This is a genomic window from Pseudomonas gingeri (genome assembly GCF_013385425.1).
Classification (GTDB): domain Bacteria; phylum Pseudomonadota; class Gammaproteobacteria; order Pseudomonadales; family Pseudomonadaceae; genus Aquipseudomonas; species Aquipseudomonas gingeri_D.
In genome coordinates this window covers 1-26,614 of record NZ_JACAQA010000025.1, presented here as the reverse complement: position 1 = coordinate 26,614, position 26,614 = coordinate 1, and the positions used below count along the sequence as shown (strand labels likewise).

The 26,614-nt window shown below is 61.3% G+C and carries 26 protein-coding genes; 10 read left to right on the top strand and 16 right to left on the bottom strand.

Annotated elements, in window-relative coordinates; genetic code table 11:
- Window positions 1-138: 138 nt before the first annotated feature.
- The 5 genes from HX830_RS24980 (at window position 139) to HX830_RS24960 (ending at window position 4,422) form a co-directional block, all read left to right on the top strand.
- On the top strand, window positions 139-750 hold the full coding sequence (locus tag HX830_RS24980; protein ID WP_177103241.1) for a paraquat-inducible protein A: 612 nt from the start codon (window positions 139-141) through the stop codon (window positions 748-750).
- 23 nt (window positions 751-773) lie between these two features.
- A complete protein-coding gene (locus tag HX830_RS24975) occupies window positions 774-1,361 on the top strand; it encodes a paraquat-inducible protein A (RefSeq protein ID WP_218171388.1) in 588 nt (195 codons plus the stop codon).
- Entirely contained in the window at window positions 1,354-3,027 is a 1,674-nt protein-coding gene (locus HX830_RS24970; RefSeq protein WP_177103239.1) for a PqiB family protein, read from the top strand. The genes HX830_RS24975 and HX830_RS24970 overlap by 8 nt, the downstream gene beginning before the upstream one ends.
- A gap of 5 nt (window positions 3,028-3,032) precedes the next feature.
- Complete coding sequence (locus HX830_RS24965; protein ID WP_177103237.1) at window positions 3,033-3,641, top strand: PqiC family protein; 609 nt, start codon at window positions 3,033-3,035, stop codon at window positions 3,639-3,641.
- Between the two features lie 106 nt (window positions 3,642-3,747).
- Complete coding sequence (locus HX830_RS24960) at window positions 3,748-4,422, top strand: DUF3313 domain-containing protein (RefSeq protein ID WP_177103235.1); 675 nt, start codon at window positions 3,748-3,750, stop codon at window positions 4,420-4,422.
- Between the two features lie 46 nt (window positions 4,423-4,468).
- Here the strand turns inward: HX830_RS24960 and HX830_RS24955 are convergent, their stop codons facing one another.
- The 10 genes from HX830_RS24955 to HX830_RS24910 all read right to left on the bottom strand — a co-directional run bounded on the left by HX830_RS24955 (window position 4,469) and on the right by HX830_RS24910 (window position 14,985).
- Window positions 4,469-5,497 (bottom strand): DUF2157 domain-containing protein, encoded by a 1,029-nt coding sequence (locus tag HX830_RS24955; protein ID WP_177103233.1) that lies wholly within the window; start codon window positions 5,495-5,497, stop codon window positions 4,469-4,471.
- The gene (locus HX830_RS24950) at window positions 5,494-6,483 is read right to left on the bottom strand and encodes a hypothetical protein (protein ID WP_177103231.1); all 990 of its coding nucleotides are present in this window, start codon (window positions 6,481-6,483) and stop codon (window positions 5,494-5,496) included. The genes HX830_RS24955 and HX830_RS24950 overlap by 4 nt, the downstream gene beginning before the upstream one ends.
- 98 nt (window positions 6,484-6,581) lie before the next feature.
- Window positions 6,582-7,553 (bottom strand): oligopeptide/dipeptide ABC transporter ATP-binding protein, encoded by a 972-nt coding sequence (locus tag HX830_RS24945; protein ID WP_177103229.1) that lies wholly within the window; start codon window positions 7,551-7,553, stop codon window positions 6,582-6,584.
- Window positions 7,553-8,542, bottom strand: a complete 990-nt coding sequence (locus HX830_RS24940) for an ABC transporter ATP-binding protein (RefSeq protein WP_371317543.1) — start codon at window positions 8,540-8,542, stop codon at window positions 7,553-7,555. The genes HX830_RS24945 and HX830_RS24940 overlap by 1 nt, the downstream gene beginning before the upstream one ends.
- A 2-nt stretch (window positions 8,543-8,544) precedes the next feature.
- On the bottom strand, window positions 8,545-9,426 hold the full coding sequence (gene ddpC, locus HX830_RS24935) for a D,D-dipeptide ABC transporter permease (protein ID WP_103494290.1): 882 nt from the start codon (window positions 9,424-9,426) through the stop codon (window positions 8,545-8,547).
- 1 nt (window position 9,427) lies between these two features.
- Window positions 9,428-10,444 (bottom strand): ABC transporter permease, encoded by a 1,017-nt coding sequence (locus HX830_RS24930; protein ID WP_100941645.1) that lies wholly within the window; start codon window positions 10,442-10,444, stop codon window positions 9,428-9,430.
- A 75-nt stretch (window positions 10,445-10,519) separates the two neighbouring features.
- Complete coding sequence (locus HX830_RS24925; protein WP_177103225.1) at window positions 10,520-12,100, bottom strand: ABC transporter substrate-binding protein; 1,581 nt, start codon at window positions 12,098-12,100, stop codon at window positions 10,520-10,522.
- A gap of 208 nt (window positions 12,101-12,308) precedes the next feature.
- Complete coding sequence (gene ddpX, locus HX830_RS24920; RefSeq protein WP_103494293.1) at window positions 12,309-12,848, bottom strand: D-alanyl-D-alanine dipeptidase; 540 nt, start codon at window positions 12,846-12,848, stop codon at window positions 12,309-12,311.
- A gap of 36 nt (window positions 12,849-12,884) precedes the next feature.
- Entirely contained in the window at window positions 12,885-13,745 is an 861-nt protein-coding gene (locus HX830_RS24915) for a MurR/RpiR family transcriptional regulator (protein ID WP_152741991.1), read from the bottom strand.
- 331 nt (window positions 13,746-14,076) lie between these two features.
- Window positions 14,077-14,985, bottom strand: coding sequence for a LysR family transcriptional regulator (locus tag HX830_RS24910; protein WP_152741989.1), 909 nt, complete (start codon window positions 14,983-14,985; stop codon window positions 14,077-14,079).
- Window positions 14,986-15,122: 137 nt separating this feature from the next.
- On the opposite strand from HX830_RS24910, the gene HX830_RS24905 reads away from it, so the two are divergent.
- The 3 genes from HX830_RS24905 (at window position 15,123) to HX830_RS24895 (ending at window position 18,635) form a co-directional block, all read left to right on the top strand.
- Entirely contained in the window at window positions 15,123-16,178 is a 1,056-nt protein-coding gene (locus HX830_RS24905; protein WP_177103223.1) for a tartrate dehydrogenase, read from the top strand.
- A 106-nt stretch (window positions 16,179-16,284) separates the two neighbouring features.
- Window positions 16,285-17,598, top strand: a complete 1,314-nt coding sequence (locus HX830_RS24900; RefSeq protein ID WP_177103220.1) for a dicarboxylate/amino acid:cation symporter — start codon at window positions 16,285-16,287, stop codon at window positions 17,596-17,598.
- 50 nt (window positions 17,599-17,648) lie between these two features.
- A complete protein-coding gene (locus tag HX830_RS24895) occupies window positions 17,649-18,635 on the top strand; it encodes a sugar-binding transcriptional regulator (RefSeq protein WP_152741986.1) in 987 nt (328 codons plus the stop codon).
- Window positions 18,636-18,689: 54 nt separating this feature from the next.
- On the opposite strand, the gene dhaL is transcribed toward HX830_RS24895, so the two are convergent.
- From dhaL to HX830_RS24865, 6 genes are read right to left on the bottom strand one after another with little or no spacing between them, the layout of a single operon-like run.
- A complete protein-coding gene (gene dhaL, locus HX830_RS24890; RefSeq protein ID WP_152741985.1) occupies window positions 18,690-19,337 on the bottom strand; it encodes a dihydroxyacetone kinase subunit DhaL in 648 nt (215 codons plus the stop codon).
- 3 nt (window positions 19,338-19,340) lie between these two features.
- Window positions 19,341-20,342: a dihydroxyacetone kinase subunit DhaK gene (locus tag HX830_RS24885; protein WP_152741984.1), complete on the bottom strand. Its 1,002-nt coding sequence runs from the start codon at window positions 20,340-20,342 to the stop codon at window positions 19,341-19,343.
- 35 nt (window positions 20,343-20,377) lie between these two features.
- On the bottom strand, window positions 20,378-21,136 hold the full coding sequence (locus HX830_RS24880; protein WP_152741983.1) for an SDR family oxidoreductase: 759 nt from the start codon (window positions 21,134-21,136) through the stop codon (window positions 20,378-20,380).
- A gap of 54 nt (window positions 21,137-21,190) precedes the next feature.
- Complete coding sequence (locus HX830_RS24875) at window positions 21,191-22,228, bottom strand: substrate-binding domain-containing protein (RefSeq protein WP_177103219.1); 1,038 nt, start codon at window positions 22,226-22,228, stop codon at window positions 21,191-21,193.
- A gap of 45 nt (window positions 22,229-22,273) precedes the next feature.
- Complete coding sequence (locus HX830_RS24870; RefSeq protein WP_177103218.1) at window positions 22,274-23,269, bottom strand: ABC transporter permease; 996 nt, start codon at window positions 23,267-23,269, stop codon at window positions 22,274-22,276.
- Window positions 23,266-24,753 carry a sugar ABC transporter ATP-binding protein gene (locus HX830_RS24865; RefSeq protein WP_152741980.1) on the bottom strand — a complete coding sequence of 496 codons (1,488 nt, stop codon included), beginning with the start codon at window positions 24,751-24,753 and terminating at the stop codon, window positions 23,266-23,268. The genes HX830_RS24870 and HX830_RS24865 overlap by 4 nt, the downstream gene beginning before the upstream one ends.
- Window positions 24,754-25,021: 268 nt before the next feature.
- Between HX830_RS24865 and rpiB the strand changes: the two genes are divergently transcribed.
- Together rpiB and tal are read left to right on the top strand one after the other, a co-directional pair.
- Window positions 25,022-25,501: a ribose 5-phosphate isomerase B gene (rpiB, locus tag HX830_RS24860; protein ID WP_177103217.1), complete on the top strand. Its 480-nt coding sequence runs from the start codon at window positions 25,022-25,024 to the stop codon at window positions 25,499-25,501.
- Window positions 25,502-25,579: 78 nt separating this feature from the next.
- Window positions 25,580-26,551: a transaldolase gene (tal, locus tag HX830_RS24855; RefSeq protein ID WP_177103216.1), complete on the top strand. Its 972-nt coding sequence runs from the start codon at window positions 25,580-25,582 to the stop codon at window positions 26,549-26,551.
- The last annotated feature ends 63 nt before the right edge of the window (window positions 26,552-26,614 follow it).

Sequence of the window (26,614 nt, the reverse complement as noted above, 5' to 3'; positions counted from 1 at the left end):
TGATTTTATGCGTCAAATAGCAACCGGTTTCGATCCGGGCTTCTATGATGATTTGATCCCACAAGAAACTCGTCCCTTGAGCCTGGCGATCTTGTCCGGCTCGTGGGAATGAATCCTCTGTAAGCCACGGACGAGCCTATGACCTCTTCTCCAGCCTGGATCATCTGCGAGCATTGCGATTCGGTGTACACAGCCGTACCGCTGGCCAAAGGGCAGACTGCGCGTTGTGTCCGTTGCTCGGCCATTCTGGCCCGTGGCGGCCAACTCAGCCTTCAACAACTCCTCGCGCTGTCCATCAGCGCGGCGCTGCTTTTCGTTTTCGCCAATGCATTTCCGGTGATCTCCATCAGCCTGCAAGGCCTGAGTAACCAGGCGACGCTGTGGCAGTCCGTGGAAGCCCTGGCACAGGGACAAATCAGCGTAATAGCGGCCGTGGCGGGACTGGCGATCATCCTTGCGCCTATGCTGCAAATCATCTTGTTGTGCTGGGTACTCAGTTTTGCCCTGGTCGGGCGCGCGGCTCCCGGCTTCAAGATCTGTATGCGAACCCTGGAGCAATTGCGTCCCTGGAGCATGCTCGAAGTGTGTTTGCTGGGGATTCTGGTGGCCATCATCAAACTGGCCGGCATGCTCGATGTGCATCCGGGACTCGGGTTGTGGGCACTGGCCATGCTGACGGTGTTGATCATCCTGATTTCGGGCAAAGGTATCCGTCGGCTGTGGCAAGACCTGGAGGGCGTTATTCCGTGAGCAGGCCGCCCTATGCCAGTGAAATGAATCTGGCCCTGTGTCACACCTGCGGGCAGGCCTGCCCATTGGCGGACGCGAGCTGCTCCCGCTGTGACGCCCGGCTGCATCGGCGCAAACCCGATAGCCTGGCCCGCACCTGGGCACTGCTGCTGGCCAGCATGATCTGCTACATCCCGGCCAACCTGATGCCGGTGATGTACACCGACATCTTTGGCAGTGGCAGTGAAAACACCATCTTCAGCGGGATCATGGAGTTCTGGCAGGCCGGCGAGTGGGACCTGGCGCTGTTGATCTTCATTGCCAGCGTGGCGGTGCCGTGCATGAAGTTTCTGGTGCTGGGCACGCTGCTGATTACCTGTCAACGCCGCAGTCGCTGGGCCATGCGTGAGCGCTCCAAACTCTATCGGTTGATCGAAGTGGTGGGTTACTGGTCCATGCTTGATGTGCTGGTGGTGGCCCTGATCGCCGCCCTGGTGCAGTTTCGCTCTCTGAGTACCATCGATCCGAGGATGGGCATCCTGTTCTTTGGCCTGGTGGTGGTACTGACGATGTTCGCCGCCATGAGTTTTGATCCCCGGCTTATCTGGGACGCAGAGGTTGAAAATGCCTGACTACCCGAGTTCTGCCGATACGCCGGCTCCAGGCAGCCCCGAGGTCAAGCGTCGGCGCTTCAACGTATCGCTGGTGTGGCTGGTGCCGATTGTCGCGGCGCTGATCGGGTTGTCGATGGTGGTGCATAACGCCAGGCAGGCGGGGCCGCAGATCACCGTGAGCTTTCTGACGGCTGAAGGGCTGGAAGTCAACAAGACCCAGGTCAAATACAAGAACGTGGTGATCGGCAAAGTGACGTCGATTGCCTTGGCAGACGATCGCAGCCACGTCGAGACCACCCTTGACCTGGACGCCTCCGCCAAGTCGTTTGCCACCGATGACTCGCGGTTCTGGGTAGTGCGCCCGCGCATCGGCGCTAACGGTGTCTCGGGGATCGGTACACTGCTGTCCGGCGCTTTCATCGGCGCCGATGCCGGCGAATCGGAGAAGAGCAAAAAGGACTTCATCGGCCTGGAGACCCCACCGCCCATCACCTACGGTCAGAAGGGCAAGCGTTACACCTTGTACACCGACAATCTCGGCTCGCTGGATATCGGCTCCAACGTCTACTACCGCCGCATTCCGGTTGGCGAGGTGGTGTCCTACAAACTCTCGGAGGACGGTAAAGGTGTCGAGGTGGAGATCTTCGTCCACGCGCCAAACGACCAATTCGTGACGAGCGATACGCGCTTCTGGAATGCCAGTGGCGTTGATATCAGCCTGAGCGCCGACGGCCTGAAGGTGAACACTGAGTCCGTGACCTCGATTCTCGCCGGAGGGATAGCCTTTGTTGAACCCAAATACAGTCCCAATCCTCAGCAGGCTGAAGAACGGGCGCGGTTTACGCTGTTCAAGGATCAGGACACCGCCATGGCACCCGCCGATGGCGAGCCGCGCTACTTCCGCATGCGTTTCGATCAGCCCCTGCGCGGCCTGGTGGTCAATGCGCCGGTGGATTTTCACGGGGTGACCCTTGGCCGAGTGGTGTCAGTAGACCTGGATTATGACGAGGTCAAGAAAGACTTCCCCACCCTCGTAGGGGCCGTGATTTACCCGAACAGGCTGGGTAAGGCCCATGAAAAAATATTGAAGCTTCGGGGTGGGGACGATGAAACCCAAGGTGCGCAATTGATGGCCGAACTCGTCTCGCGAGGGCTCAGGGCGCAGGCCCGGAACGGCAACCTGCTCACCGGACAACTCTACATCGCCCTGGATTTCGACCCTGGTGCGAAACCTGTGACGTTCGACGTGGCGGCACGGCCGCTGGAGATTCCGACGATACCGGGCAGTCTGGACAAACTTCAGGAGCAATTGCAAAGCGTGGTCGACAAGATCAGCAAGCTGCCGATCGAGCAGATTGCTGGAAACCTCAATGGTAGCCTCGGCGAACTGCAGAAAACCCTGAAAAAGGTCAATGGCGAAGTCTTGCCGCAAGTGCGCGATACCCTGGCTGAGACCCGGAAAACCGTGGCCTCGGCCAATGACAGCCTTTCCGAAGACTCACCGCAGCGCCAGCAGTTGGGCCGGACGATGGAAGAGCTCCAGCGTACTGCTCGCTCGGTGCGGGTGCTGACCGATTTCCTGGGGCGGCATCCCGAGGCACTGATTCGTGGACGCCTCAAAGAAAACCAGCCCGATCGCTATCAATCCTCGCCGTCCACCTCTCGGGACATTGACCAGGAATGAACACCATGACCCGTCGCTTCCTGGCCGTTTTCACCACCTTGGGCCTGGCGGCCTGCAGCTCGGCGCCGACCCACTACTACACGCTGGTGCCGACGGCGACAGATAGCACAGTGCGCACGAATGTAGCCGCGCCAGCCTTCCAGTTCGAGATGCTGCCCGTGCGCATACCGGTCCAGGTCGACCAGCCACAAGTGGTTGTTCGCCAGGGCAGCGGAGCCTTGACGATCCTCGAAACCTCGCGCTGGAGCGCGCCATTGGCCGACGAGTTCCATGACGCCCTGGCCGGGCAGATGGAACTCAAACTGGGTATCCGAGATCTGGCGGGCTTACCCAAGGCCCAGGGCCTTGCGACACTCTCTCTGCAAACCGACGTCCGACGTTTCGACTCACTGCCGGGTCGGTACGCCTTGATCGATGTGGTCTGGAGTATCAGCCTGCGCGGCGACGGCGAGAAACGTCGCAGCCTGACGTGCAGCAGTGTCATCCGCCAATCGGCCGGCCCGCAGGTACAGGACCTGGTGCTGGCCCATCAGCAGGCCATCGGGCAGTTGGCGAGCATTATTGCTGGCGCCGCGCGCAACTGGTCGACATATCAGGGTATAGGGTGCCCTTAGGGGATGCGCCGGCAATCTGTGGCTACACTCGTTCCTGCCACATTGATTCGCAAATGACGTGGTCGGCTTGCCTGAAGGAACAATCAAACCCAAAAGTGAGGAACACATGAACACGGTCCGTAAATGCCTGTTAGGTGTTGCATTCGGTAGCCTGTTGCTAGGTGGCTGTACCTCGAAAATCACCGAGAAGTCGCAGTACTCCGGCTTCTTGTCCAACTACAACAACTTGCAGGAAGTTACTACCAGCAGCGGCCAGAAGGCGATGCGCTGGGTCATCCCCTCCTGGAACCCGAACGCCTACGATACGGTCGCGTTCAAGCAACTGGATCTCTACCCGGCACCTCGGCCCGACGATAGGGTCAATTTCAAGACCCTTGAAGAGTTGCAGGCGTACATGACCAACAACGCCAAAAGCGTCCTCGGCCAGAAATACCGGATCGTAGCGAACGCTCAATCTGCGCCTGTCGGTTCGCGCACGCTGATCATGCGTGCTGCCATCACTGGTGTTACGGCGTCGAACGAAGGCATGCGCTGGTATGAAATCGTTCCGGTCGCCGCCGTCGTCGGCGGCGTGACTGCCGCCACGGGCCATCGCGACCAGAGCACCGAACTTTACATCGAAGCCGAACTGATCGATGGGAGCAGCGGCCAGACTGTGGCCAAAGTGGTGCGTAAAGTCTTTGGTGAAACCCTGAGAAATTCGAGCCAAGCCGTCACCACCAATGACTTTAAAGTGGCGATCAGGGCTCTAGGCAGCGACTTGCAGGCGTTTATCCGGTAACGCCGGGCACCCTGCGAGGGTTTTGCTCTCGCAGGGTGAATCTGCCTCAAGCCTCGGCAGCCGTGCCACGGCGTTTCTGCCGCTCGGACTCCAGCCAGATCACCAGCGCCAGCAGGCTGCCACCGGCTATCAGCAAGCTCATCAGCCAACCCAGGGTCTCGGCGATCTGGGTGAAGAACAGTGTGTAGAACTGGATGATGAAGAAGGTCGAGCCATAGCCCACCAACATGCCGAAACGCAAGCGAATCCCCAGCGCCAGAATCCCCAGGCTGACCAGCGCCCAGAGCACGTTATACATCACCAGTTCTCCGGCATCGGCCAGGTGCCAGGGGCCATCGATCAGCTCGTAGCTGCCAAACAGCGACAGTAGCCACAGGGACATTTCGCCGACAAACAAACCGCAGGAAATCCACACCTTGGCAAAGCCGCCATAACGTCCCAGCCACCCGGCCTCGCCGCGCAGATGCACCACGCCCGCCGCGATCAACGCGACCGCAGCGCCGAGAAAACGTAGCGGGTAGTTCATGCCGAACCAGTAGGCGCCCCAGCCGGACTGATAGCCGCTGCGCCCGCCAAACCAGACAAAGAACAGCACGCTGCACAGGGTCAACAGCAAGACGTTGTTCAGGGCGTAACTGAGGACCAGCAGTATCAGCAGATCGACCAGCAGCAGCGCCGGCCAGTTGCCCGAACCGTCCGAATAGATCATGCCCAGCACAAAACTGGTGCCGATCAAGGCAAAACCACCGAGCAACTCAAGGGTGCCGCCCAACAGTTTCAGCTGCCTGCCGATCAGCCAGCGCCCGCCAACAAACAGTCCCAGGGTTACCAGCGCCAGGCTGACGGCCAGTTTCGGCAAGGTGAATTCCAGGTGTTCGCGCAGAAACAGCAGTAATCCCGCCGCCAGGCTGATCGCGCCAAAGGTCAGGAACCAGCGGCCCAGCGAGCGCCAGTCCCAGCGCGTCAGTACATAACGCTCGCCAATGCGGGCGTGCTGGTCGATGTCGATCTGGCCGTCTCGCAGCCATTGATCCAGTGCGTTGTGCACCTGTTGATTACGCTGATCCGGGCTCATTGTGCTGCTCCCTTGACGCGCAGGGCCATGCGTTCAAATGACCAGCCCAGTAACAGGCCGATGATCCCGGCCACCGCGAAAAACGTTGCAATACCCAGGCGGTCCCAGGAGTACTCATAAAAGCGGGTGTACAGGTCGATGCCCAGGAACACCACGGCGAAACCGGTAAAGCTCGGATGCTTGAAGCGCGCGCCGACCACCAGTTGCCCGATGGCTGCCAGGGTAAACAGCAGGGTCCATATGCGCGTGTCGCTGCCTAAATCATCGAGGCTGAGAAACCAGAGGGAGCAGTTGAGGTAGAGCAGCCCGAAGATCACATACAGTCGGCCAAACCCACAGAAGCGGCGCAATTGGCGCTCCTCGGCCAGCTGGTGGCCTAAACCCAATGCCGCTGCCAGCGCGGCAATCACGGCCATCGAACGCGGGTCCTGGATATCGAAAAAATAACCGCCGTGCCCAACATACCGGCCCCACGCGCCCAGCCCATGGAATGCACACAGCAGGCCCAGGAGAAGCGGCCAGCGCAGACGATAACGGTAGGCGGTGAGGGCGCTCAGCAGCGCGGTGACCAGCAGCGCCAACGGTAGATTGCCATACTCACCCACGTCATTATCTGAAGTGCCCAGCAACAGGCTGGCGCCGATCAGGATCAGGCCGATGGTCAGGATCGCCACACCGGTAACCGGCGTGCGCTGGGCCGGATCGCGGGCCATGCGCACACCGCCCCACCACAAGCCGGCCCCGGCGAAGAAGAACAGCACGGCGCCGACCGTCACCGACTGGCTGAACAGGCTCAAGCCCCCCAGCACCGCCATGCCGATCAGCAGGACCGCGCCGATCCCCAGCCATTGCAGGACGTTGGATAACAGCTGGCCCGGTTGTTCGTAGGGCGCGCTCAGCCGCTTGCGGGCGTCGGCATCGATCAGGCCGCGGTGATGCCAGTCGGCAATTTCGTGAACCAGCAGCTGCTTTGTTGTTTTTCTCATGGTGTCCAGAGGTCCGTGACGTGAAAAATCCAAATGGCCTACAGAACATTAGTGTCATTCTCAGCCCGCGGCGTCACATTTTGAAAACCGAACGCCTGTCAGCCTTGCACATGGCACCTGACCCGCTGCGGCTCCTCTCCCAGCAAGGCCTGCGGCTTTTCACAGCCGGCAGTACACAAGCTGCACCTTTCACGAAAGAAACAGCCCTCTGGAAGGCGCCGGTTCCCCGGCAGTTCGGTCGGCGCCGCTACCTGTTCCGCCTGCAGGGGCACGCCGAGTCGCGGCACCGCTTCGAGCAGCAGGCGGGTGTAGGGGTGACGTGGCTGCTCCAGCACCTGGGCGGCGCTGCCCAGTTCGACGATCTGCCCCAGGTACATCACCGCCACCCGGTCGGCCATATGCCGCACGACCGACACGTTATGGGAAATCAGGATGTAGGTCAGGTTGCGGGCGCGTTGCAGCTCCGCCAGCAGGTTGAGGATCTGCGCCTGAACCGAGATATCCAGGGCTGAGGTCGGTTCGTCGAGGACAATGATGTCCGGGTCTGAAGAGAGGGCGCGGGCAATCGCGATCCGCTGGCGCTGGCCACCGGAAAACTGATGGGGGAAGCGGTCGAGGTATTCCGCACGTATGCCCACCTGGGCCGCGACCCGGGCCGCGATATCACGCATTTGCCCACGCGGTGCATGACCCTGGGCGTACAGCGGCTCGGTGATGATTTTCCAGATCGGCAGGCGCGGATCTAGAGAGGATTGCGGGTCCTGGAACACGATCTGGACATTGCTGCTGCCTTTGCCGTCGGTGCGAGCGGCCCAGTTCAGTGCGCCGCTGCTCGGTGCCACCAACCCCATCAGCAGTTGGGCCAGGGTGCTTTTACCGCAGCCCGACTCGCCGACGATACCCAGGGTTTCGCCGGCCCTGACTTGCAGGTCGATACCGTTCAGGGCGTGGGCGTAACCCCGTGGTCGGCCCAGCCAGTCGTTGCTCACCGGGAAACGTACGCGCACGTCGTCCAGCCGGAGAATCTCGGGGGCCATGTCGGTCACGGCGTGAATCACGGCACTGTTCATCACGAAAGCTCCTTGACCGGTAACCAGCACGCACTTTTGCGTTGCTCACTACCGTTGATGGGGTTGAGGCTCGGACGCTGGGCGCAGATCGGCATGCTGTGGGCGCAGCGTTCCGCGAAAGTGCAGCCGACGGGTAGGGCGGCCAGGTTCGGTACTTGCCCGGGAATGGTCATCAGTGGCAGCCCCGGCTCGACCATCTCGGGCAGGCCGCTGAGCAGCCCCTGGGTATAAGGGTGCCGCGGGTTGTTCATCACATCGGCGGTGAGGCCCTGCTCGACCACGGCCCCGGTGTACATCACATAAACCCGATCGCAGAACTGCGAGACCAGGGCCATGTCATGGGTGATCAGCAAAATGGCGGTGCCTTTCTGCCGGGCTTTCTCCCTGAGCAGCAACAGCACCTGGCGTTGTACGGTGACGTCGAGGGCGGTGGTCGGTTCGTCGGCGATCAGCAGTTGCGGTTCGCAGGAGAACGCCAGCGCGATCATCACCCGCTGGCGCATGCCGCCGGACAGCTCGAACGGATAGCTCTCCAGGACTTGCTCAGGACTGGCGATATGCATGTCATGCAGCAGCGCGATGGCCTTGAGACGGGCCTCGGCCGCGCTGATCTTCTGGTGATGGATGATCACGTCGAGCATTTGCCGGCCGATGCGTCGGGTCGGGTTCAGGGCGGTCATCGGCTCCTGGAAAATCATCGCGGCATCACGGCCGCGGATCTGCAGCAGCTCCTTCTCGGAGGCCGCCAGCATGTCGCGATCAAGCATGCTCAAGCTGCCGGCGGTAATGCGATAACTGCGCTCGGGCAGCAGGCGCATGCTGAGCATCGCGGTGACCGACTTGCCCGAGCCGGACTCGCCGACCACGCCGACGATTTCGCCGGGATTGACGTGCAGGGTGACGCCATTCAAGGCCTTGACGTTGTTCTTGTAGGCCGGGAATTCCAGGCTCAGGTTGTCGATGGCCAATACGGGGGTGGAGGTCGGCATGGTCATTTCCCCTGTTGCCGTGGGTCGAGCAGATCGCGCACGCCATCGCCCAGCAGGTTGAAACCGGTGGCGGTGATCAGGATCGCCAGGCCGGGAAAGGTCGAATACCACCAATTATCGAGGATGTAGTTGCGCCCGGTGGCGACCATCGCGCCCCATTCGGCGGTCGGTTGCTGTGCCCCCAGGCCGATAAAGCCCAGGGCCGAGGCCATGAGAATGGCGCTGCCGATATCCAGGCTCAGTTGCACCAGCAACGGTGGCATGGCGTTGCGCGCCACGTGCCAGTGGACCATATGCCAGCGTCCGGCGCCGAAGGTCTGGGCGGCCTTGACGTAGCCCATCTGGCGGATGCTCAAGGCCTGGCCGCGGGCCAGCCGCACATAGGATGGGATTCGCACCAGGGTAATCGCCAGCATGGCGTTGAACAGGCTCGCCCCCAGCGCGGCGGCCAGGGCCATGATCAGCACCAGGGATGGCACCGACAGCATGATGTCCATCAGGCGCATGATCAGCGCGTCGAAACGCCCGCCGATCACCCCGGAAAAACAGCCCAGCAAACCACCGATCAAACAGGAAGCAAAGGCCACGAACAGGCCGACGCCCACCGATTGCTGGCTGCCGAACAAAACGCGGCTGAACAGGTCCCGGCCGACCTCATCGGTACCGAACCAATGTTCGGCGGACGGTGGCATCAGGCGCGCGCCGAGGTCCAGGGCATTGGGATCGTGGCTGGCTAGCCAGGGGGCGAAGATCATGCATAGCAGGACGATCAGGCTGATCGTGAGGCCGGCCATGGTCAGCGGGCTGCGGCGGACCTGATAGGCCAGGTAGGCGAGTTTCTCGCCCCAGCGCGGGCCGCGTGCGGCGGTCAGGGTCACGGACATTTCAATTCACCTCGCCGATGCGTGGATCGATCACGCGGTACAAAAGATCGATGGCCATGTTCAGCAGTACATAGATAAATGACACCAGGATCGCGAAGCCCATTACCGCCGGGAAGTCCAGCGACTGGATCGACTTGACCACATAGGCGCCCATGCCGGGCCAGGCAAACACGGTTTCGGTCAGGACGGCGCCATAGAGCAGGTCACCCAGGGTCAGCCCGAGCACGGTCACCGAGGGTATCAGCGCATTGGGCAGGGCGTGGCGCAGGATCACTGTCCAGCGCGACAGGCCATAGGCGCGGGCGGTGCGGATATAGTCCTCGGACAGTTGCTCCAGCATTGCCGAGCGAATCTGCCGGGCGACCACGCCGAGGGTCACGAAACCCAGGGTCGCGGCCGGGAGAATCAGGTGTTGCAGCACATCGAGAAACAGCCCGCCGTCACCGGCAAGCAGCGAATCGATCAGGTAGAAACCGCTGAAGGTCGGTGGTGGTGCCAGTCCCTCGGACAAGCGGCCGCCACCAGGCAGCCAGCCCAACTGGCCGTAGAACAGCACAATCGCCCCAAGTCCGAGCCAGAAGGCCGGGGTGGAAATACCAGTGACCGCGAGTGTCCGGGCGATCTGGTCAATGGCGCGGTTGTGATAGACCGCCGACAGCACCCCCAGCGGCACGCCCACCAGGATCGCCAGCACCAGCGCCACCAGCGCCAGCTCCAGGGTGGCCGGGAAGAACGCCTGCAGGTCTTCGAGGACCGGGCGGTTGGTGCGGATCGAAGTCCCCAGGTCGCCGTGCAGCAGGTCCATCAGGTAACGGCCATATTGTTGATACAGCGGCAGGTCCAGGCCCAACTGGTGACGGATGCCCGCCACCAGCGCATCGCTGGCACGGTCGCCGGCGATCAGTCGGGCCGGGTCCCCGGGAATCAGGTGCGAAATTGCAAAGGTAATCAGCGAAACGCCGAACACGACCAATACCAGGCCGAGCAGGCGCTTGCGCAATAGAGTCAGGAAGGCCATTGGGCACCTCAGTCACAGCAACGACGAGAATCAGACGCCGCGCCGGCCGCGAACGGCCGGCGCGGGGGAGCCGCTTTACTTGCTCATGCTGCCCAGGTTGAAGACCTGTTCGAGCATCGGGTTGAACACGTAGCCTTTGACCGAGTCACGCATCGGCAAGGTGTAGCTCTTCTGATAGAGGTAGGCGTAGACGCTGTCCTTGAGCACCATTTTCTGTGCGGTCTGGTACAGCTCGACGCGCTTGGCGGTGTCGCTGGTGGCGGCCGCTTCGCGGATCAGCTTGTCGACTTCGGGGTTGCTGTAGAACGAACGGTTGCCTTGCAGGCCCTGCATCTTCGAGTCGAACCAGAAGTTCATGAACATATAGGGGTCGGCAAAGTCCGGGCTCCAGGCGCCTGAGGCAATGTCGTAATCGGCCTGGCCGACGCGCTCGCGCAGGGTGGCGTTGGCGAGTTTTTCCATCTTCAGGTTGATGCCCAGGGGGGCCAGTGCCGCTTGCAGCGTCAGGCCGATCGGTTCCCAGTTGGGATCCTTGTCCGAGTACATGTAGCTGAGGGTGGTGATTTTCTGCGGGGCCTTGGCCAGGCTGTCCTTGGCGGCGGCGAGGTCCTGTTTCATCGGTGGCAACGAGCTGTCGTAGGCCCACATGCCGTCCGGGATCGGCCCGTTCATCAGCTTGGCCTTGTCCTTGAGAATACCTTTGACGATGCCGTTGTAATCCACCGCCTGGGTAATCGCTCGACGGGCATCGACGCTGGCCAACGGACCCTTCTTGTTGTTCAGGTAGAGGTAGGTCACCCGCAACGACGGGAATTCCCGGACCACCACGCCGGACTTCTTGGCCAGCGCGCCGAGCTGGTCTTCGGGCATGTCTTCGATGATGTCCAGGTCACCGTGTTCCAGTTGCAGGCGACGCACGGAAGGCTCGGCGATGATCTTGACCACCACGGTTTTCAGCGCGGGCTTGGGCCCGGCGAAGTAGGTGTTCGGCTCCAGGGTCAGCGACTGGCCTTTCTGCCAGGTGCTCAGGCGGAAGGGGCCGGAACCCGCGGTGTGGCTGGACAGCCAGGCATTGACGTCGGGTGTCTTGGTCACCACATCGGGGTTGATGATCGAGGCGCCGTTGTGGGCCAGGGTAAACAGGAAGGGTGCAAAGGGCGTCTTCAGGGTGAAACGGATGGTCTGCGGATCGACCACCGCCACCACCATATCCTCGGGGAAGGCCCCGGACGGACCCTGCTTGAGGGTCATCAGGCGATCGAAGGAAAACTTCACCGCGGCGGCATCCACCGGGGCGCCGTCATCGAACTTGTTGCCGGGTTTGATCTTGAATTCCCAGACCAGGTTGTCCGGGGAAACGGTCCAGCTTTCGGCCAGATCGCCCTGGACTTCGGTGCTGCTTTTATCGCCCTCGACCTTGTAACCGACCAGGCGCTGGTACGACGGATAGGTGATGGTCCAGTCGTTGTTGTCAAAGGTCACGGCCGGGTCGAGGGTCTGCGGGTCGGCGGGTTTGCCGATGACCAGCGTGTCCTTGGGCACCGCCGCGGTCGCGGCCTGCCAGGCGCCGAGGCTCAAGGCGCTGCACAGAACGCTCAGCAATAGTTTGCCGGTGCCGGGAAAGGGTTTGCGGGTCACGGTGTTCGTTGGGTTCATGCCGGTTTCCTTGATCATTCGATGTATGGAAGTTCGTCAGGTTTTTTATAAAAGCTATAACCGGGCAGTTGCAGGTGAAGCATCAATAACGCTGTTTTATTGTTGTTTTCAGCCGCACCTGAGGCGGGCTGCGCTGTGTCGCTTGCGAAACTCTGTGGTTTCGTCAGTGCTGGCGTTGCGGTTTGATTGGGGTTCTCAGGGCCGTGGTTTACACCTCCTCCAGCAGGGGGTAATCGTCGGCATTCGGTAGTTCGTAATGCCACCATTCGGTATCGATCGCCTGGAACCCGGCGCCGAGCATGATCCCCAGCAACAGCAGGCGATTGCGTTGCACGTCGGCGGGCAGGTCGGGGTAGAACTGATGGGAGCGCTCTTCCATGGCGTCAAAAGCGGTACCCATGTCCAGCGGCTCGCCATCGGCGTCCACCAAGGTCAGGTCCACGGCCACGCCACGGCTGTGGTGCGAACCCAGGTGCGGGTCGCGCACGTAGTCGTTGTTCGGCAAGGCTTCCCATAGCAGGTATTGGGCGTAGGGCGGGCGGTAGGCGTCATAGATGCGCAGGGTCAATCCGGCCAGGCGCGCCAGGTAGCTGGCCTTGTTCAAACAGTCGGCGGCTTGACGATGCAGCAGGCAACGGGCAGTCGGGTAGATCACTTTTCCAGCCAGGTTGTCCGCGCTGGCGTAGATCAGGTCGATTTGCACCTGATAACGCTGGGCATCGATCTCTACAAGGGGGCTGTTGTTCACGCAAACACTCCAGTTGGGATTCGCAGAGGCGGTGGGTCAGCCTTCGAACTGGCCGAAGGCTTTTTGCAATTGGCGGTTCTTGGCCAGGCGTTCATCGAGGCGTTCGCCGTACTTCTCCGCGACGGCCGAGACCACCAGGTTCAACAGGCAGGCCAGCGGAGCGGGGGAGTCCCAGAACTGCCCGACATCGGTTTTCAGCTGCAACAGATCCAGCGGGTAGTCCCGGGCCCAGGGGCATTGCAGGTCGGTGATCAGGGCCAGGGGCAGGTTGTTTTCCAGCGCCGCGTCACAGAAGGTCTGGGTCACGCTGGAGTAGGCGCGGAAGTCGGCAATGATCGCGTAGGGATTGGCGAAGCCGGAGTTCAGGGTTTCCGCGTAGATGCCCGAAAGACCATCGACGTAGTAGACCTTGGGGCGAATGTATTCGAGGTGGCTATGGAACGCGGTGAGAATCCCGCGGGTCGACTGGATCCCGAGAATGAACACGGCATCGGCTTCATGGATACGTTGCACGATCTTGCCAAAGGCTTCGCTGCGGGCCAGGCCATAGGCGTGCTGGATGGCTTCGATTTCGCGAGTCATGGAGCGGTCGAGCGCGTCGTCCTGGTTGGTTTCGGCGCGAAAGGCGGCAATCCGGTCAGTGATCAGCCATGAGCTCGGCGCTTCTCCGCGCAGGCTTTTTTTCACTTCATCAAGGTTGCGGTAGCCCAGGGAGCGCAAAAAGCGCCCCACGGAAATCCCGGTGGTGGAGGCTTGCTGCGCGATGCTGTCGGCCGACTCGAACGGCAACTGCTCCGGATTGCCCAGCAGATAGCTGGCGATGCGCTTGCCGGTGGGGGTCAGGCTGGAGAACTGTTGCTCCAGTCGCTGGAGAAAGCTGTTTTTTTCCATGGACATATCGGTGCGCCGAGATCTGCTATTGTTATGTTTATGTCATTTGTTTTTCTGTTGTTATAAACATAACATCAACTTTCCAGGTAGCACAATGCCTTTTCCCGGCGATTTCGTATGGTGCTATCAGGCGAGAAGAGGGGAGCTGACTCACCCGAAGGAGGCGTCAAGTTCATGATCGAGCGCCATCGAGACGACGCGGTCGATATGACTGCGGAAGTACGGGTCAGGCTCTACCAGCCCAGTTCGGAACCGCTGGAGGTCGAACAGGTCCAGGCGTTGGTCGGTCGGGTGGTGGAAATGTTTCTGCTAGGAGCGGCTTGCGGCCAACGTCGATTCAATTGTCCTCGACATTGTCGATATGCTTGAAACGCTCGATCAGAAAGTCGATCAGGCTGCGCACCCGCGCGGACAAATGCAACTGCTGCGGGTACACCGCATAAACATCGGCGCGGGTTGGCGTCTGGTCCTCCAGCACCAGGCGCAGCCGGCCGCTGCGCACATAGCGGGCGATGTCCCATTCGGCCCGCAACAAGATCCCATAGCCTTCCAGCGCCCAGTTCAGGGCCACCTCGCCATCGTTGCAAGCCAAGGCTCCGTGTACCTTGATGTTTTCCGTGTGCCCGCTGTTGTTGAAACTCCAGACGCCATAGGGCGACTCGTTCTGGCGGATGAAAATGCAATTGTGATTTTTCAGTTCGGCGAGCTTGCAAGGGGTTCCATATTTGTCCAGGTAGAGCGGCGAGGCGCATAGCAAGCGACGATTGGAGGCAATCTTGCGGGCGTGTAAGGCGGCGTCCGGCAAGCTGCCGAAGCGAATGCCCAGGTCGAAGCCGTGGGTGGCCAGATCCAGTGGGTGGTCGCTGATTTCCAGCTGAATTTCCACCTCGGGGTATTGGGCAAAAAATGCAGCGAGGGCCGGGCCGATATGCCGGCGGCCAAAACCCAGCGAAGCGTTGACGCGAATCAGGCCCTTGGGCGTGGCGCGGCTGCTGCTGAGCAACTGCTCAAGCTCATCGATCTGCGTCAGGATGCGGGCGGCATGGGAGAAGTACAGCTCGCCTTCCGAGGTCAGGCTCATCGAGCGCGTGGTCCGGTTGACCAGGCGTACGCCCAGCCGGGCCTCCAGCGCCGTCAGGCGTTTGCTCACCGCCGGCGGGGTGACACCCAGTTCCCGGGCAGTCGCTGCCAGGCTGCCTTTGTTGGCCAGCAGGTAGAAAAAAGACAAATCCAGCGTCTGGTTCATTCGTAACTCAAAGTTATTTATGTAGTGATTTGGAGTCACTCACGTCTCCAGATTCACTACATATACTCCGTTCACACCCTGCTTGGACAGCCCAGGCCAACGGGAACAACAAGAACGTGACGAGAGTGGAGTTGACGATGAACGCATACAGAATTGCTGCGGTGCCTGGTGATGGGATTGGTGTCGAGGTCATCGCCGCCGGCGTCGAGGTGCTGCAAGCCCTGTCGAAAAAGTCGGCTTTCGAGCTGGATTTCAAACACTTCGACTGGAACTCCGATAACTACCTGAAAAACGGCTACTACATTCCCGAGGGTGGCCTGGAAGAACTGAAAACCTTCGATGCCATTTTCTTTGGTGCCGTCGGCGCGCTCAACGTACCGGACCACATTTCCCTCTGGGGGCTGCGCCTGCCGATCTGCCAAGGCTTCGACCAGTACGCCAACGTGCGTCCGGCTCGCGTTCTGCCCGGGGTGAAAAGCCCGCTGCTCAACGGTGACCAGATCGACTGGGTGGTGGTGCGGGAAAACTCCGAGGGCGAGTACTCCGGCAACGGTGGTCGCGTCCACCGGGGCCTGCCCGAAGAAGTCGCCACCGAAGTGTCGGTGTTCACCCGGGCCGGGGTCGAGCGCATTCATCGCTTTGCCTTCGAGCTGGCACGCAGCCGTCCGCGCAAGCACCTGACCATGGTCACCAAGTCCAATGCCCAACGTCATGGCATGGTGTTGTGGGACGAGATCTTCTACGAAGTCGCCAAGGACTTCCCGGACGTCAGGATCGACAAGGAACTGGTCGATGCCGTGACCACGCGCATGGTGCTCAAGCCAGCGACGCTGGACGTTATCGTCGCCACCAACCTGCACGCCGATATCCTCTCCGACCTGGCCGCTGCCCTGTCCGGCAGCCTGGGCATCGCGCCGACGGCCAACCTCAACCCTTCGCGCCGATTCCCCTCGATGTTCGAGCCGATCCACGGCTCGGCCTTCGATATCACCGGCAAAGGTGTTGCCAACCCGATCGCGACGTTCTGGACGGCCGCCATGATGCTTGAACATCTCGGCGAGCCCGCCGCGGCGAAACAGCTGATGTCGGCCATCGAAGCGGTGACCGAAAGTGGTTTGCACACCCCGGATCTTGGCGGGAAGGCCACCACCCGCCAGGTCACCGATGCGGTGATCGAACTGATCAGCCGCTGATATTTTCCACCGATTCAACGGAGTACTGCGGCGCAACGCCAAGGGGCGGATCAGCGATCCGAGCCCTTGGCATTTCCTGACAACAATAAAAAATCAGGGCCCTGTCATGAAAAGAATATTTGGCAAACTCTACGTACAAGTCCTTATCGCGGTCATCCTCGGCGCTATCGTCGGGGTACTCGCTCCCGAAACCGCCGCCGCGTTCAAACCCTTGGGCGACGCGTTCATCAAGCTGATCAAGATGCTGCTCGCACCGGTGATCTTTCTGACCGTGGTCACGGGGATCGCCCGTATGGAAAGCATGAAGGAGCTGGGCCGGGTCGGCTTCCGGGCGCTGCTCTACTTCGAAGTGGTGTCTACGCTGGCATTGGTCATCGGCCTGGTGGTGGTTGATCTGTTCAAGCCCGGTGCTGGCATGAACATCAATGTCGCCACCTTGGATACCTCCAGCCTGGCCACCTACACCTCTGCGGTGAAACACGACTCGTTCATGGACTTCGTCATGAACATCATCCCCGACACCATCGTCGATGCGTTTGCCAAGGGCAACGTACTGCAGATCCTGCTGTTTTCCATACTGCTCGGTATTGCGCTGGCCAATGTGGGGCCTCGGGCAAAGGTCTTCGTCGATACGCTGGAGAGTCTGATGCAGGGCATGTTCCGTATCGTCAACATGGTCATGCGCCTGGCTCCCATCGGGGCCTTCGGCGCCATTGCCTTCACCATTGGTAAATACGGCTTTGGCTCGCTGTTCTCGCTCGGCAAGCTGATGGCCTGTGTCTACCTGACTTGTGCGGTGTTCGTGATCTTCGTACTGGGCCCGATCTGCCGCTACAGCGGTTTCAGCCTGTGGAAGTTTCTGAAGTTCATCAAGGAAGAATTGTTCACCGTGCTTGGTACCAGTTCCTCGGAATCGGTGCTGCCGCAGATGATTGCCAAGATGGAAAAGGCCGGTGTCTCCAAGCCGGTCGCCGGGATGATCATTCCCTCGGGCCTGACTTTCAACCCGGATGGGCAGGCGATCTACTACACCATTGCCGCCATCTTTATCGCCCAGGCGACGAATACCCCGCTGACCCTGACGGATCAATTGATCGTGCTGGCGGTGCTGATGTTCACGTCCAAGGGTTCCGCGGGGGTGACCGGTTCGGGATTCATCATCCTGGCGGCTACGCTGTCTTCCCTGGGGACCATTCCGGTCGCGGGAATGGTGCTGTTGCTGGGCGTCGATCGGTTCATGTCGGAGGCACGGGCTATCACCAATACGATTGGTAATGGCGTCGGCACCCTGGCCATTGCCAAATGGGTCGGGGCGCTGGACACCGTGAAAATGCACAAGGCGCTCAACGGCGAGGTCGAAGAGGAGAAGCCCAAGGAGGTCCAGGCCGAGGTCATCCCAATGACCCGCCACTGGACTTAACCCGTAGCAAATAGGGACAATGGGTTTTTGACGCGGAAATGGAAGCTCTCATGAGTGACAGTGCACAGCGCGGCGCCAGTGACATCGATCTGATGACCGACGTCGCCATGCTTTATTACCTTGAGAACATCACCCAGGAGGCCATTGCCAAACGCTTTGAGCTGTCCCGGGCCAAAGTCAGCCGGCTGCTCAAGCGTGCGCGCGACGAAGGGATCGTCGAAGTGCGGGTGCTGCAACATCCAGCGATGAACAGTGAACTGGAGCAGGCGCTGGTCGAGCGTTTCAAGCTGGACCGGGCCTTGATCGCCGTCGATCACGGTGACCCCGATACCCAGCGTTCGGCGGTCGCCAGCCTGGTCGCCCACTACCTGAACAAGACCTTGAGCGATGGCGTGATCGTTGCCGTCGGCATGGGCCGTAATGTCGGGGCCGTGGCTGAAAACGTGTTCTTGCCGGTTACCCGCAACTGCACCTTTGTCTGTGCCATCGGTGGTTCGCTCAAAGCCGGCGAGTATATGAATCCCGACCATATCTGCCGGCGCCTGGCCTTGCGTTTCGGCGCGGAGAGCGAAACGCTCTATGCCCCGGCGTTGGTGGCGAATCCGGAATTGCGCAGTATCCTGATCAATAACGACACCGTCCGTTCGACCCTTGACCGTGCCCGTCGCGCCGACATTGCGCTGATCGGTATCGGCGATATGAGCGAGAACAGCAACATGGTCCGCATGGGCTGGTTCTCGCCCCAGGAAATTGCCCAGGCGCGACTCTCCGGTACGGTGGGCGACATGATGGGCTACGACTTTATCGATATCCATGGTCAACCGGCCGTCAACACCATGCAGGGGCGGGTGATCGGCCTGACCGTGCAGGAGTTGGCGCGGATTCCCGATGTGGTGGCGATTGCCAGTGAGAACACCAAGGCCGCCGCGACGCTGGGAGCGTTGCGCTCCGGGGTGATCAATACCCTGGCGACGACGGTCTCGAATGCCTACACCATCCTTGCGCTGGATGATGCGACTCGCAAGCTGAAGGGCTGAAACCTCCCGCGATCGGGCGGCACTCGACGAGGGCCCGGTCGGGGAGGTGCCAGGTTAATCGCGCAGTTGGGCTTCCACCGATTCGGCGAGATCGGTGAGGATCAGGCAGCAGGACACCGCACCGGCGTCCAGCACCCCCAGGGAGCGCTCGCCCAGGCGGCTGGCGCGACCGATTTTCGCCACCAGGTCGCGGGTCGAATCGCGGCCTTGGGAGGCGGCGATTTTCATCCGGCCCAAGGCCTCGCTGAAAGAAATACCCGCGGCCACGGCCTGTTCGAAGGCTTCCACGGAGGGGATCAGGGTGTCCATCAGGCACTTGTCGCCGACCCCTGCATCGGTGATGTCCTGCAGTGAAGTGAGGCCACCGCGCAGCAGTCGGGCGAAACTCGCCGCATCGATCTCTTCACGGCCGCGTACTTCGTCGGCCATGCCGATGAACAGGCTGCCGTAGAGCGGCCCCATCGAGCCGCCGATACCTTCCATGAGGGCCAGGGTCAACTCGTCCAGCGCTTCGGCCAGGGACAGTTGGCGACCTTCAAGGCTCTTGCCGCAGCGGGCGAAGCCCTTGGCCATGTTGATCCCGTGGTCGCCGTCGCCGATGGCGCCGTCGACTTCGCTGAGGTATTCGCGGTTGGCGACGATCACCGTAACCAGGCTGGTGACGATGGCGCTGCCGTTGCTACTCGAGAAATGCTGGCCCATGGTTTACTCCGACTGGGACATGCCGATGGAGCGGCACGGTTGATCGATCAAGGTGGTCAGTTCGGCATCGAGCCCGAGCAGGGTCAAGGTGACGCCCATCATTTCCAGTGACGTGAAGTAATTGCCCACATAACAGCGGTGAACCCGCAGGCCCTTGGTCTTGAGCAGGCGTTCGACCTCGGCGTAGAAAATGTACAGCTCCATCACCGGGGTGGCGCCGAGGCCGGAGACCAGCACCACGACGCTTTCATCCTGGCCGAAATCGCGGTCGGCGAGAATCGGCGCGAGCATGCGCTCGGCCATGGCCGCCGCGGACTCCACGGGGATGACTTCGATCCCTGGTTCGCCGTGATGACCGATACCCAACTCCATCATGCCATTGGCGATCTGGAAATTCGGTTTGCCCACCGCCGGGATGATGCACGGGGTCAGGCCGATGCCAATCGAGCGGCAGTGGTCGACGGCCTTCTGGGCCACGCGAATCACGCCGTCCAGGTCATAGCCCTGGGCGGCGGCCGCGCCGCCGACTTTCCACATGAAGATTTCCCCGGCAACACCACGGCGCTTGGCGATATCGGCCGGCGGGGCGGAGGCCACGTCGTCGTTGGCGACGACGGTGCGAATGTTCATCTCTTTGCTGGCGGCCATTTTCATCGCCAGCTTGACGTTCATATTGTCGCCGGCGTAGTTGCCGTACAGGCAGGCGACACCAGCGCCCTGGTCGGCGGCGCGGAAGGCATCGAAGAAACTCTTGGCGGTGGGCGAGGAGAAGATTTCGCCGACGGCCACGGCATCCACCAGGCCGGGGCCGACGTAGCCGAGGAAGGCCGGTTCATGGCCGGAGCCGCCGCCGGTAACGATCCCCACCTGGCCGGCCGGGGAAGGCTGGCGCTTGCGGATGACCCGTGGATTGGCTTCGTACTGGGCCAGTTGCGGATGCGCCACGAGGATGCCCTGAAGCATGTCCTCGACCACCTGGTCCGGATCGTTGATGATTCGATTCATGCAGTGTTTCCTTGTTCTTGTAAGGCCTGAGCCGATTACTGGATGCTGTAGCCGCCGTCGATCACCACGTTTTCCCCGGTGATCATCTTGGCCGCATCGCTGAGCAGGTAAAGCACCAGCCCGGCGATCTCCTCCGGCTGGGCGAAGCGCCCGATCGGGATCTGCAATTTGGCCCGCTCGCCGAGTTCACCGGCCCAGGCCTTCTTGCCCAGCGCCGTTTCGACGATGGTCGGCGACACCGCGTTGACGTTGATGCCATGGGGGGCCCATTCCATGGCCAGGACCTTGGTCATGCCGACCACCGCGGCCTTGCTGGCGCAGTAGGCCACATGCCGATCCAGGCCAATCACGGCGGCCTGGGAGGCGAGGTTGACGATGCGCCCGTGGCCTTGCTCGATCATATAGCGGGCGCAGGCCTGGGCCACGAAAAAACTGGCCTTGAGGTTGATGTCCAGGGTGGTATCCCAGGCGCTTTCATTGACGTCCAGGGCCTTGTCAAGCAAGGCGACCCCGGCGCTGTTGACCAGGTAATCCAGCCGGCCGAGTTGTCTGGCGGCCTGGTCGACGGCGCTTTGCACCTGGTCCAGCTGACGCAGGTCGACGGCCAGGCCGATATGCCCGGCGCCGAGGCTGGCGGCCATCTCGACCACGGCCGGATCACGGTCCAGCAGGGCGACCCTGGCGCCGCGCTCCACCAGCAGTTGGGCGCAGGCCAGGCCGATACCGGCGGCACCGCCGGTGATCACGGCGCAGCGACCGTTGAGGTCGAACGCCTGATTCCAGAAATTGGACATTGCATACACTCCATACGGGCCGGATCCGGCCCGGGTTCTCGGTTGGGCAGACGCTTACTTGGTGCCGGTGACCTGGGCGTACAGGGCATCGGCGTTGTTGCTGGTGACCGGCACCCACGGCAGGATGTAGGTCTTGGCGCTGCCATCGGCCCACTTTACGTCCTTGGCATAACGCTCCCAGATCAGTGATTGCGGTTTGTAGTCCTTGCCCGCCAGGGTGTGCAGGGCCATATCGAGGGCGCCCTGGGATTGTGCCTGGGCGTCTTGCAGGAAGGTGGTGACTTCACCTTTCTTGGCCGCCTGGATGGCATCGGGCATGCCGTCGATAGCGGTGATCGGCAAGTCGTCTGGCGACAGGCCGTGGGATTTCACCGCTTGCAGGGCGCCCAGGGCCATGTCGTCGTTCTGCGCAATGATGCCGGAGATGCCGCCCTTGGGATGGGCGTTGAGCCAGTCTTCGGTCAGGGTCAGGGCTTCGGCGCGCGACCAGTTCGCGGTCTTCATTTCGATGACCTTGATCTGCGGGTTCTTCAGCAGGACTTCGATCTCGCCTTTTTGCCGGTCGATCTGTGCCGACTGGCCGATCGGACCCTGGATGATCGCCACGGTGCCCTTGCCTTGCAGCTTGTCGACCATGGCCTGGGCCTGGAGGCGACCGCCTTCGACATCGTCGTTGCCGATAAAGGGCACGTTGGCGCTGGCGACCTTGGTGTTGGACGCGATCACCAGCACGTTGCTTTCCTGGGCGCGTGCCACGGCACCGACCCCGGCCTTGGTGTCGATCGGAACGAAAATGATCGCGTCGTAATGCTGGGTGACCATGGTTTCGATCTGGTTGTTCTGGGTCAGGGCGTCATAGTTGCCGTCGAACACGGTGAGCTGCACGGTGCCGTCCTTGACCGCCGGGTGCTCCTTCAACTCGCGCACCCAGTTTTGCATGTATTGGCCCTTGAGGCCGTATACCGCCGCACCAATCTTGTAGGTCTTTTCCTGGGCCAGCGCAATACTGCTGGTGAGCAGGGAGAGCGCCGCCAGCGCAGTGAGGGATTTGCCGAGTTTTTGGGTGGAAAGTTTTACGCTGCAAAGTTTCATGGGGAACTCCTTTATTGTTGTAGTCGGTTGGTTCAGTGAAACGGCTTAACGTTTTTTCTTGCGCCAGACATCGATGAGCACCGCGAGCACGATGATCAAGCCCTTGGCGACTTGTTGGTAATAGGAGGACACGCCGAGCAGGTTCAGGCCGTTGTTGATCACGCCGATCAACAGGGCGCCGAACAAGGTACCGATCACGCTGCCGGTGCCGCCGGAGAGGCTGGTGCCGCCAATCACCACGGCGGCGATGGCGTCCAGTTCGTAGGAGGTGCCGGCCTGGGGCAGGGCGGAGGTGGTCCGGGCCGAGAGGACGACCCCGGCGAGGCCGGCCAGCAGACCCGAGACCACATAGACCGAGAACATTACTTTGCGTACGCCGATCCCGGAGGTCCGCGCGCTTTTTTCATTGCCGCCCACGGCGTAGATATAGCGGCCATAGGTGGTGTAACGCAGCACCATCCAGAAAATCAGCGCGACCACCGCGAAGATAAGGATGGGAACGCTGATCGGGCCGAGCTTGCCGATGCCCAGGGCCAGGTAGCTGTCGGGCAGGTCGGTGACCGGGCTGCCGTCGTTGAGAATGAAGGTCATGCCGCGGGCCACGCTGAGCATGCCCAAGGTGGCGACAAAGGGCGGGATCGCCAGGTTGGCGACCATGAAACCGTTGACCACGCCGAGCATGGCGCCGGCGAACATGCCGGCGCTGACCGCCGCCAGCAGGCCATGGCCCTGGGTGGCGACCAGGGCGCTGCACAAACCGGCAAACGCGAGAATCGAGCCGACCGACAGGTCGATGCCCTTGGTCAGGATCACGTAGGTCATGCCCACGGCGAGAATGCCGTTGATCGAGGTCTGGCGCAGGATGTCCATCCAGTTGCGCCAGGTCATGAAGTACTCGCTGGCGAAGGCCATGACGATGCACAGCATAATGAACACCAGCGGCAGGCCGAAGCGGTCCAGGGCCAGGCGCAGGCGCGCGCCTGGGCGGGTGGTTGCGGATACGCGGGCAGGAACAGGTGGGGCAAGGGTTTTGGCGTTCATGAGGCGAGACTCAACAAGGCTTCCTGGGAAAGGGCGGTATCGCAGCTGACGGTGACCAGCCGGCCACCTTTGAAGACGGCAATGCGATCACTCAGATGGAGCAGTTCCGGGGCTTCGGACGAGACCACGATGGCCGCCCCGCCGGCGCGCACGAACTCATCCAGCAGGTGATAGATTTCCTGCTTGGCGCCTTCATCGATGCCGCGGGTCGGTTCATCGCAGAGCAGGCAGATCGGCTGGGTCGACAGGCACTTGGCGAGCACGACCTTCTGCTGGTTGCCGCCGCTCATGGATTCCACCGGCAGGTCGAGGGAGGAAATCTTGATCTGCAGGCGCTTGACCATGCGCTGGGCCAGTTCGTTTTCCTTGCGCGTATTGATCACTGACCAGCTCGACAGCTGCTTGTAGGCGGAGAGGGCGATATTGGCCAGGATGCTGCCGCTGAGGACCAGGCCGCTGTCCTTGCGATCTTCGGTCACCAGTGACATGCCGGCGCGAATGGTCGCCGCCGGCACGCCGATCGGCAGGGGCTGGCCCTGGAGCGTGGCGCTTCCCGAGTCGGGCGCGGTGAGGCCGTAGAGGCAATTGAGGAACTCGCTGCGGCCCGAGCCCATCAGGCCGTAGATGCCGAGGATCTCACCCTGGCGTAGTTGCAGGCTGATGTCCTGGAACTCACCGTCGCGGCTCAGCCCTTCGATGTTCAGGCAGTTTTGCGCGGCGCATTCGCGTCCGACCTTGTGATCGATGCGTTGCAACTCCTGGCCGACGATGCCACGGACCAGGTGGGCGCGGTCGATATCGGCCATGCGTCCGCTTTCGACGAAGGCGCCGTCGCGGAAGATGCTGTAGTCGTCGGCGATCTGCGCCAGTTCGCTGAGGCGGTGGGACACATAGATGATCCCGGCGCCACGCGCGGTCAGGCGGCGGATGGCCTTGAACAGGGTTTCAGCCTCGCGCTCACCGATGGCCGAGGTCGGCTCGTCCATGATCATCACCTGGCAATCGTGGCTGAAGGCCTTGGCGATTTCCACCAGTTGGATCTGCGCCACGCTCAGGCGATGCATCGGGCTGCTGGCGTCGACGTCGAACTCCAGGCTTTTCAACAGTTCCCGGGTACGCCGGTTCAGCTCCTTGCCGTCGACGATACAACCGGCGCGGCGTGGTTCGCGGCCCAGCCAGATGTTTTCGGCGACGGTCATGTAGGGGATGGGCTCCAGCTCCTGGGTGATCATCGCCACCCCGGCGGCCAAGGCCGCGCTCGGACGATCGAACTGCACCGGCTGGCCATTGAGCAGGATGCTGCCCGCGTCACGCTGGGTGATGCCCATGAGGATGCTGAGAAAGGTTGATTTGCCTGCACCGTTGCCGCCGCACAAGGCGTGCACGCTGCCGGCTCGCAGAGAGAGGCGCCCGTCACGCAGGGCGGGGATCCCTGCATAGGCTTTGGCGACATTTTCAGCCTGGAGCAGTAATGGCATCGCCATCGGGAAATCCTCTTGCTGATTTTATTGTTAGGTCTCACCGATCAAATGATCGGCGAGTGATCATATGTTTAAAGCAATTTTCCGTACCCTGTCAACGATGTCTTCTATTTTTTGACGATTTAGCTCGTTATAAGCTGTTTTTGCTGTTTTTTGTCAAAGAAATAGCTTGACAGAAGCCTGTTTGTGGCTGGGTAATGCTTGTGCAAAATTTCATTGCGTGATCATTTGATCGTTACCTGTGCTTCTGTCGGGCAACGGAGGAAAACTTATGGATGCAAACACACTGTTTTCGGTGGCCATCGGCAGCGATGAGGCGGGCTACGAACTCAAGGAACTGCTCAAGCCCTACATTGCCGCCCTGGGCTACAGGCTTCAGGACTTTGGTTGCTACTCCTCGAGTCCGGTGCTTTACCCGGATATCGCGGCCGCGGTGGCGACCGCGGTCAGTGCCGGCGAGCACCGCCTGGCGGTGCTGATTTGCGGAACCGGTATCGGCATGGCCATTTCCGCGAACAAGATCAAGGGGGTGCGTGCCGCGCAGGCCCATGACACCTATTCCGCCGAGCGCGCACGTAAAAGCAACGATGCGCAGATCCTGTCCATCGGTGCACGGGTGATCGGTCCTGAGCTGGCCAAGAGCATTGTCAAAATCTTCCTCGAATCCGAGTTCGAAGCTGAGCGTTCCGGCTCGAAGGTCGAGCGGATCACGGCCGTCGAGGCCGCGAACAGGGGGTTGTCCGGCACATAGGTCGGGGACCGCCGTGACTGATGAAGTCTGGTCAGGGTCAGTGCCAGGGACTGAACAAAATCAACAAGAGCCCAAGAAATGTCCAACCTGCTTGAACAATTGAGACAACACAGCGTCGTGGTGGCCGATACCGGCGATCTCGATGCGATTCGCCGCTTCGTCCCCCAGGACGCAACCACCAACCCGTCGCTGATTTTCAAGGCGGTGCAGTCCGGTCAGTACGACCTTCTGGTCGGTGAGATCCTCGGTGAGGTGCGTGGCCAGGGGATCAGCGGCGATGCGGCGATAGATGAGGCCTGCGATCGGCTGGTGGTGGCCATGGGTAAACAGATTCTGGCCCTCGTGCCGGGACGTGTCTCGACCGAGGTGAGCGCCCGGCTGTCCTTCAACAGCGCGGCGAGTATTGCCAAGGCGCAGCGCCTGGTGGAGTTGTACGAACAGTCCGGTATCGCTCGCGAGCGGATCCTGATCAAGCTGGCCGCGACCTGGGAAGGCCTGCGCGCCGCCGAGGTGCTGGAGGGGCAGGGAATCCAATGCAACCTGACGCTGATCTTCAACTTCGTCCAGGCGCGGGCCTGTGCCGAAGCCGGGGCCTACCTGATTTCGCCGTTCGTGGGGCGCATTCTCGATTGGTACGGCAAGGCCGAGCCCGGGACGGTTTACGCGCCCGACGAAGAGCCGGGCGTGCGCTCGGTGCAACGCATTCTGCAGTACTTCCGTCAGCACCGGTATTCGACCGTGGTCATGGGCGCGAGCTTTCGCAATGTCGGTGAGATCAAGGCGCTGGCCGGTTGCGACCGGTTGACCATCAGTCCGGCGCTGCTGGAGGCGCTTGAGGGCACCGAGGGTCTGCTGGTGCCGGTACGGATCGATGGCGCCGGGCAGAGGGGGATCTTGCCCAGGCCACTGAGTGAAGCCGAGTTCCGCTGGCAGATGAACGAGGATGCCATGGCCACCGAGAAGTTGGCCGAAGGCATCCGGGGTTTTGAAGCGGATCAGTTGAAGCTTGAAGCGTTGTTGCGGGAAAAACTTGCCGGAGGTGTTGCTTGAACCAGTCTGAGTCGATTTTGAAAAACAGCCGGCGTATCCGCGCCAACGCCATTCGTGCCCTCA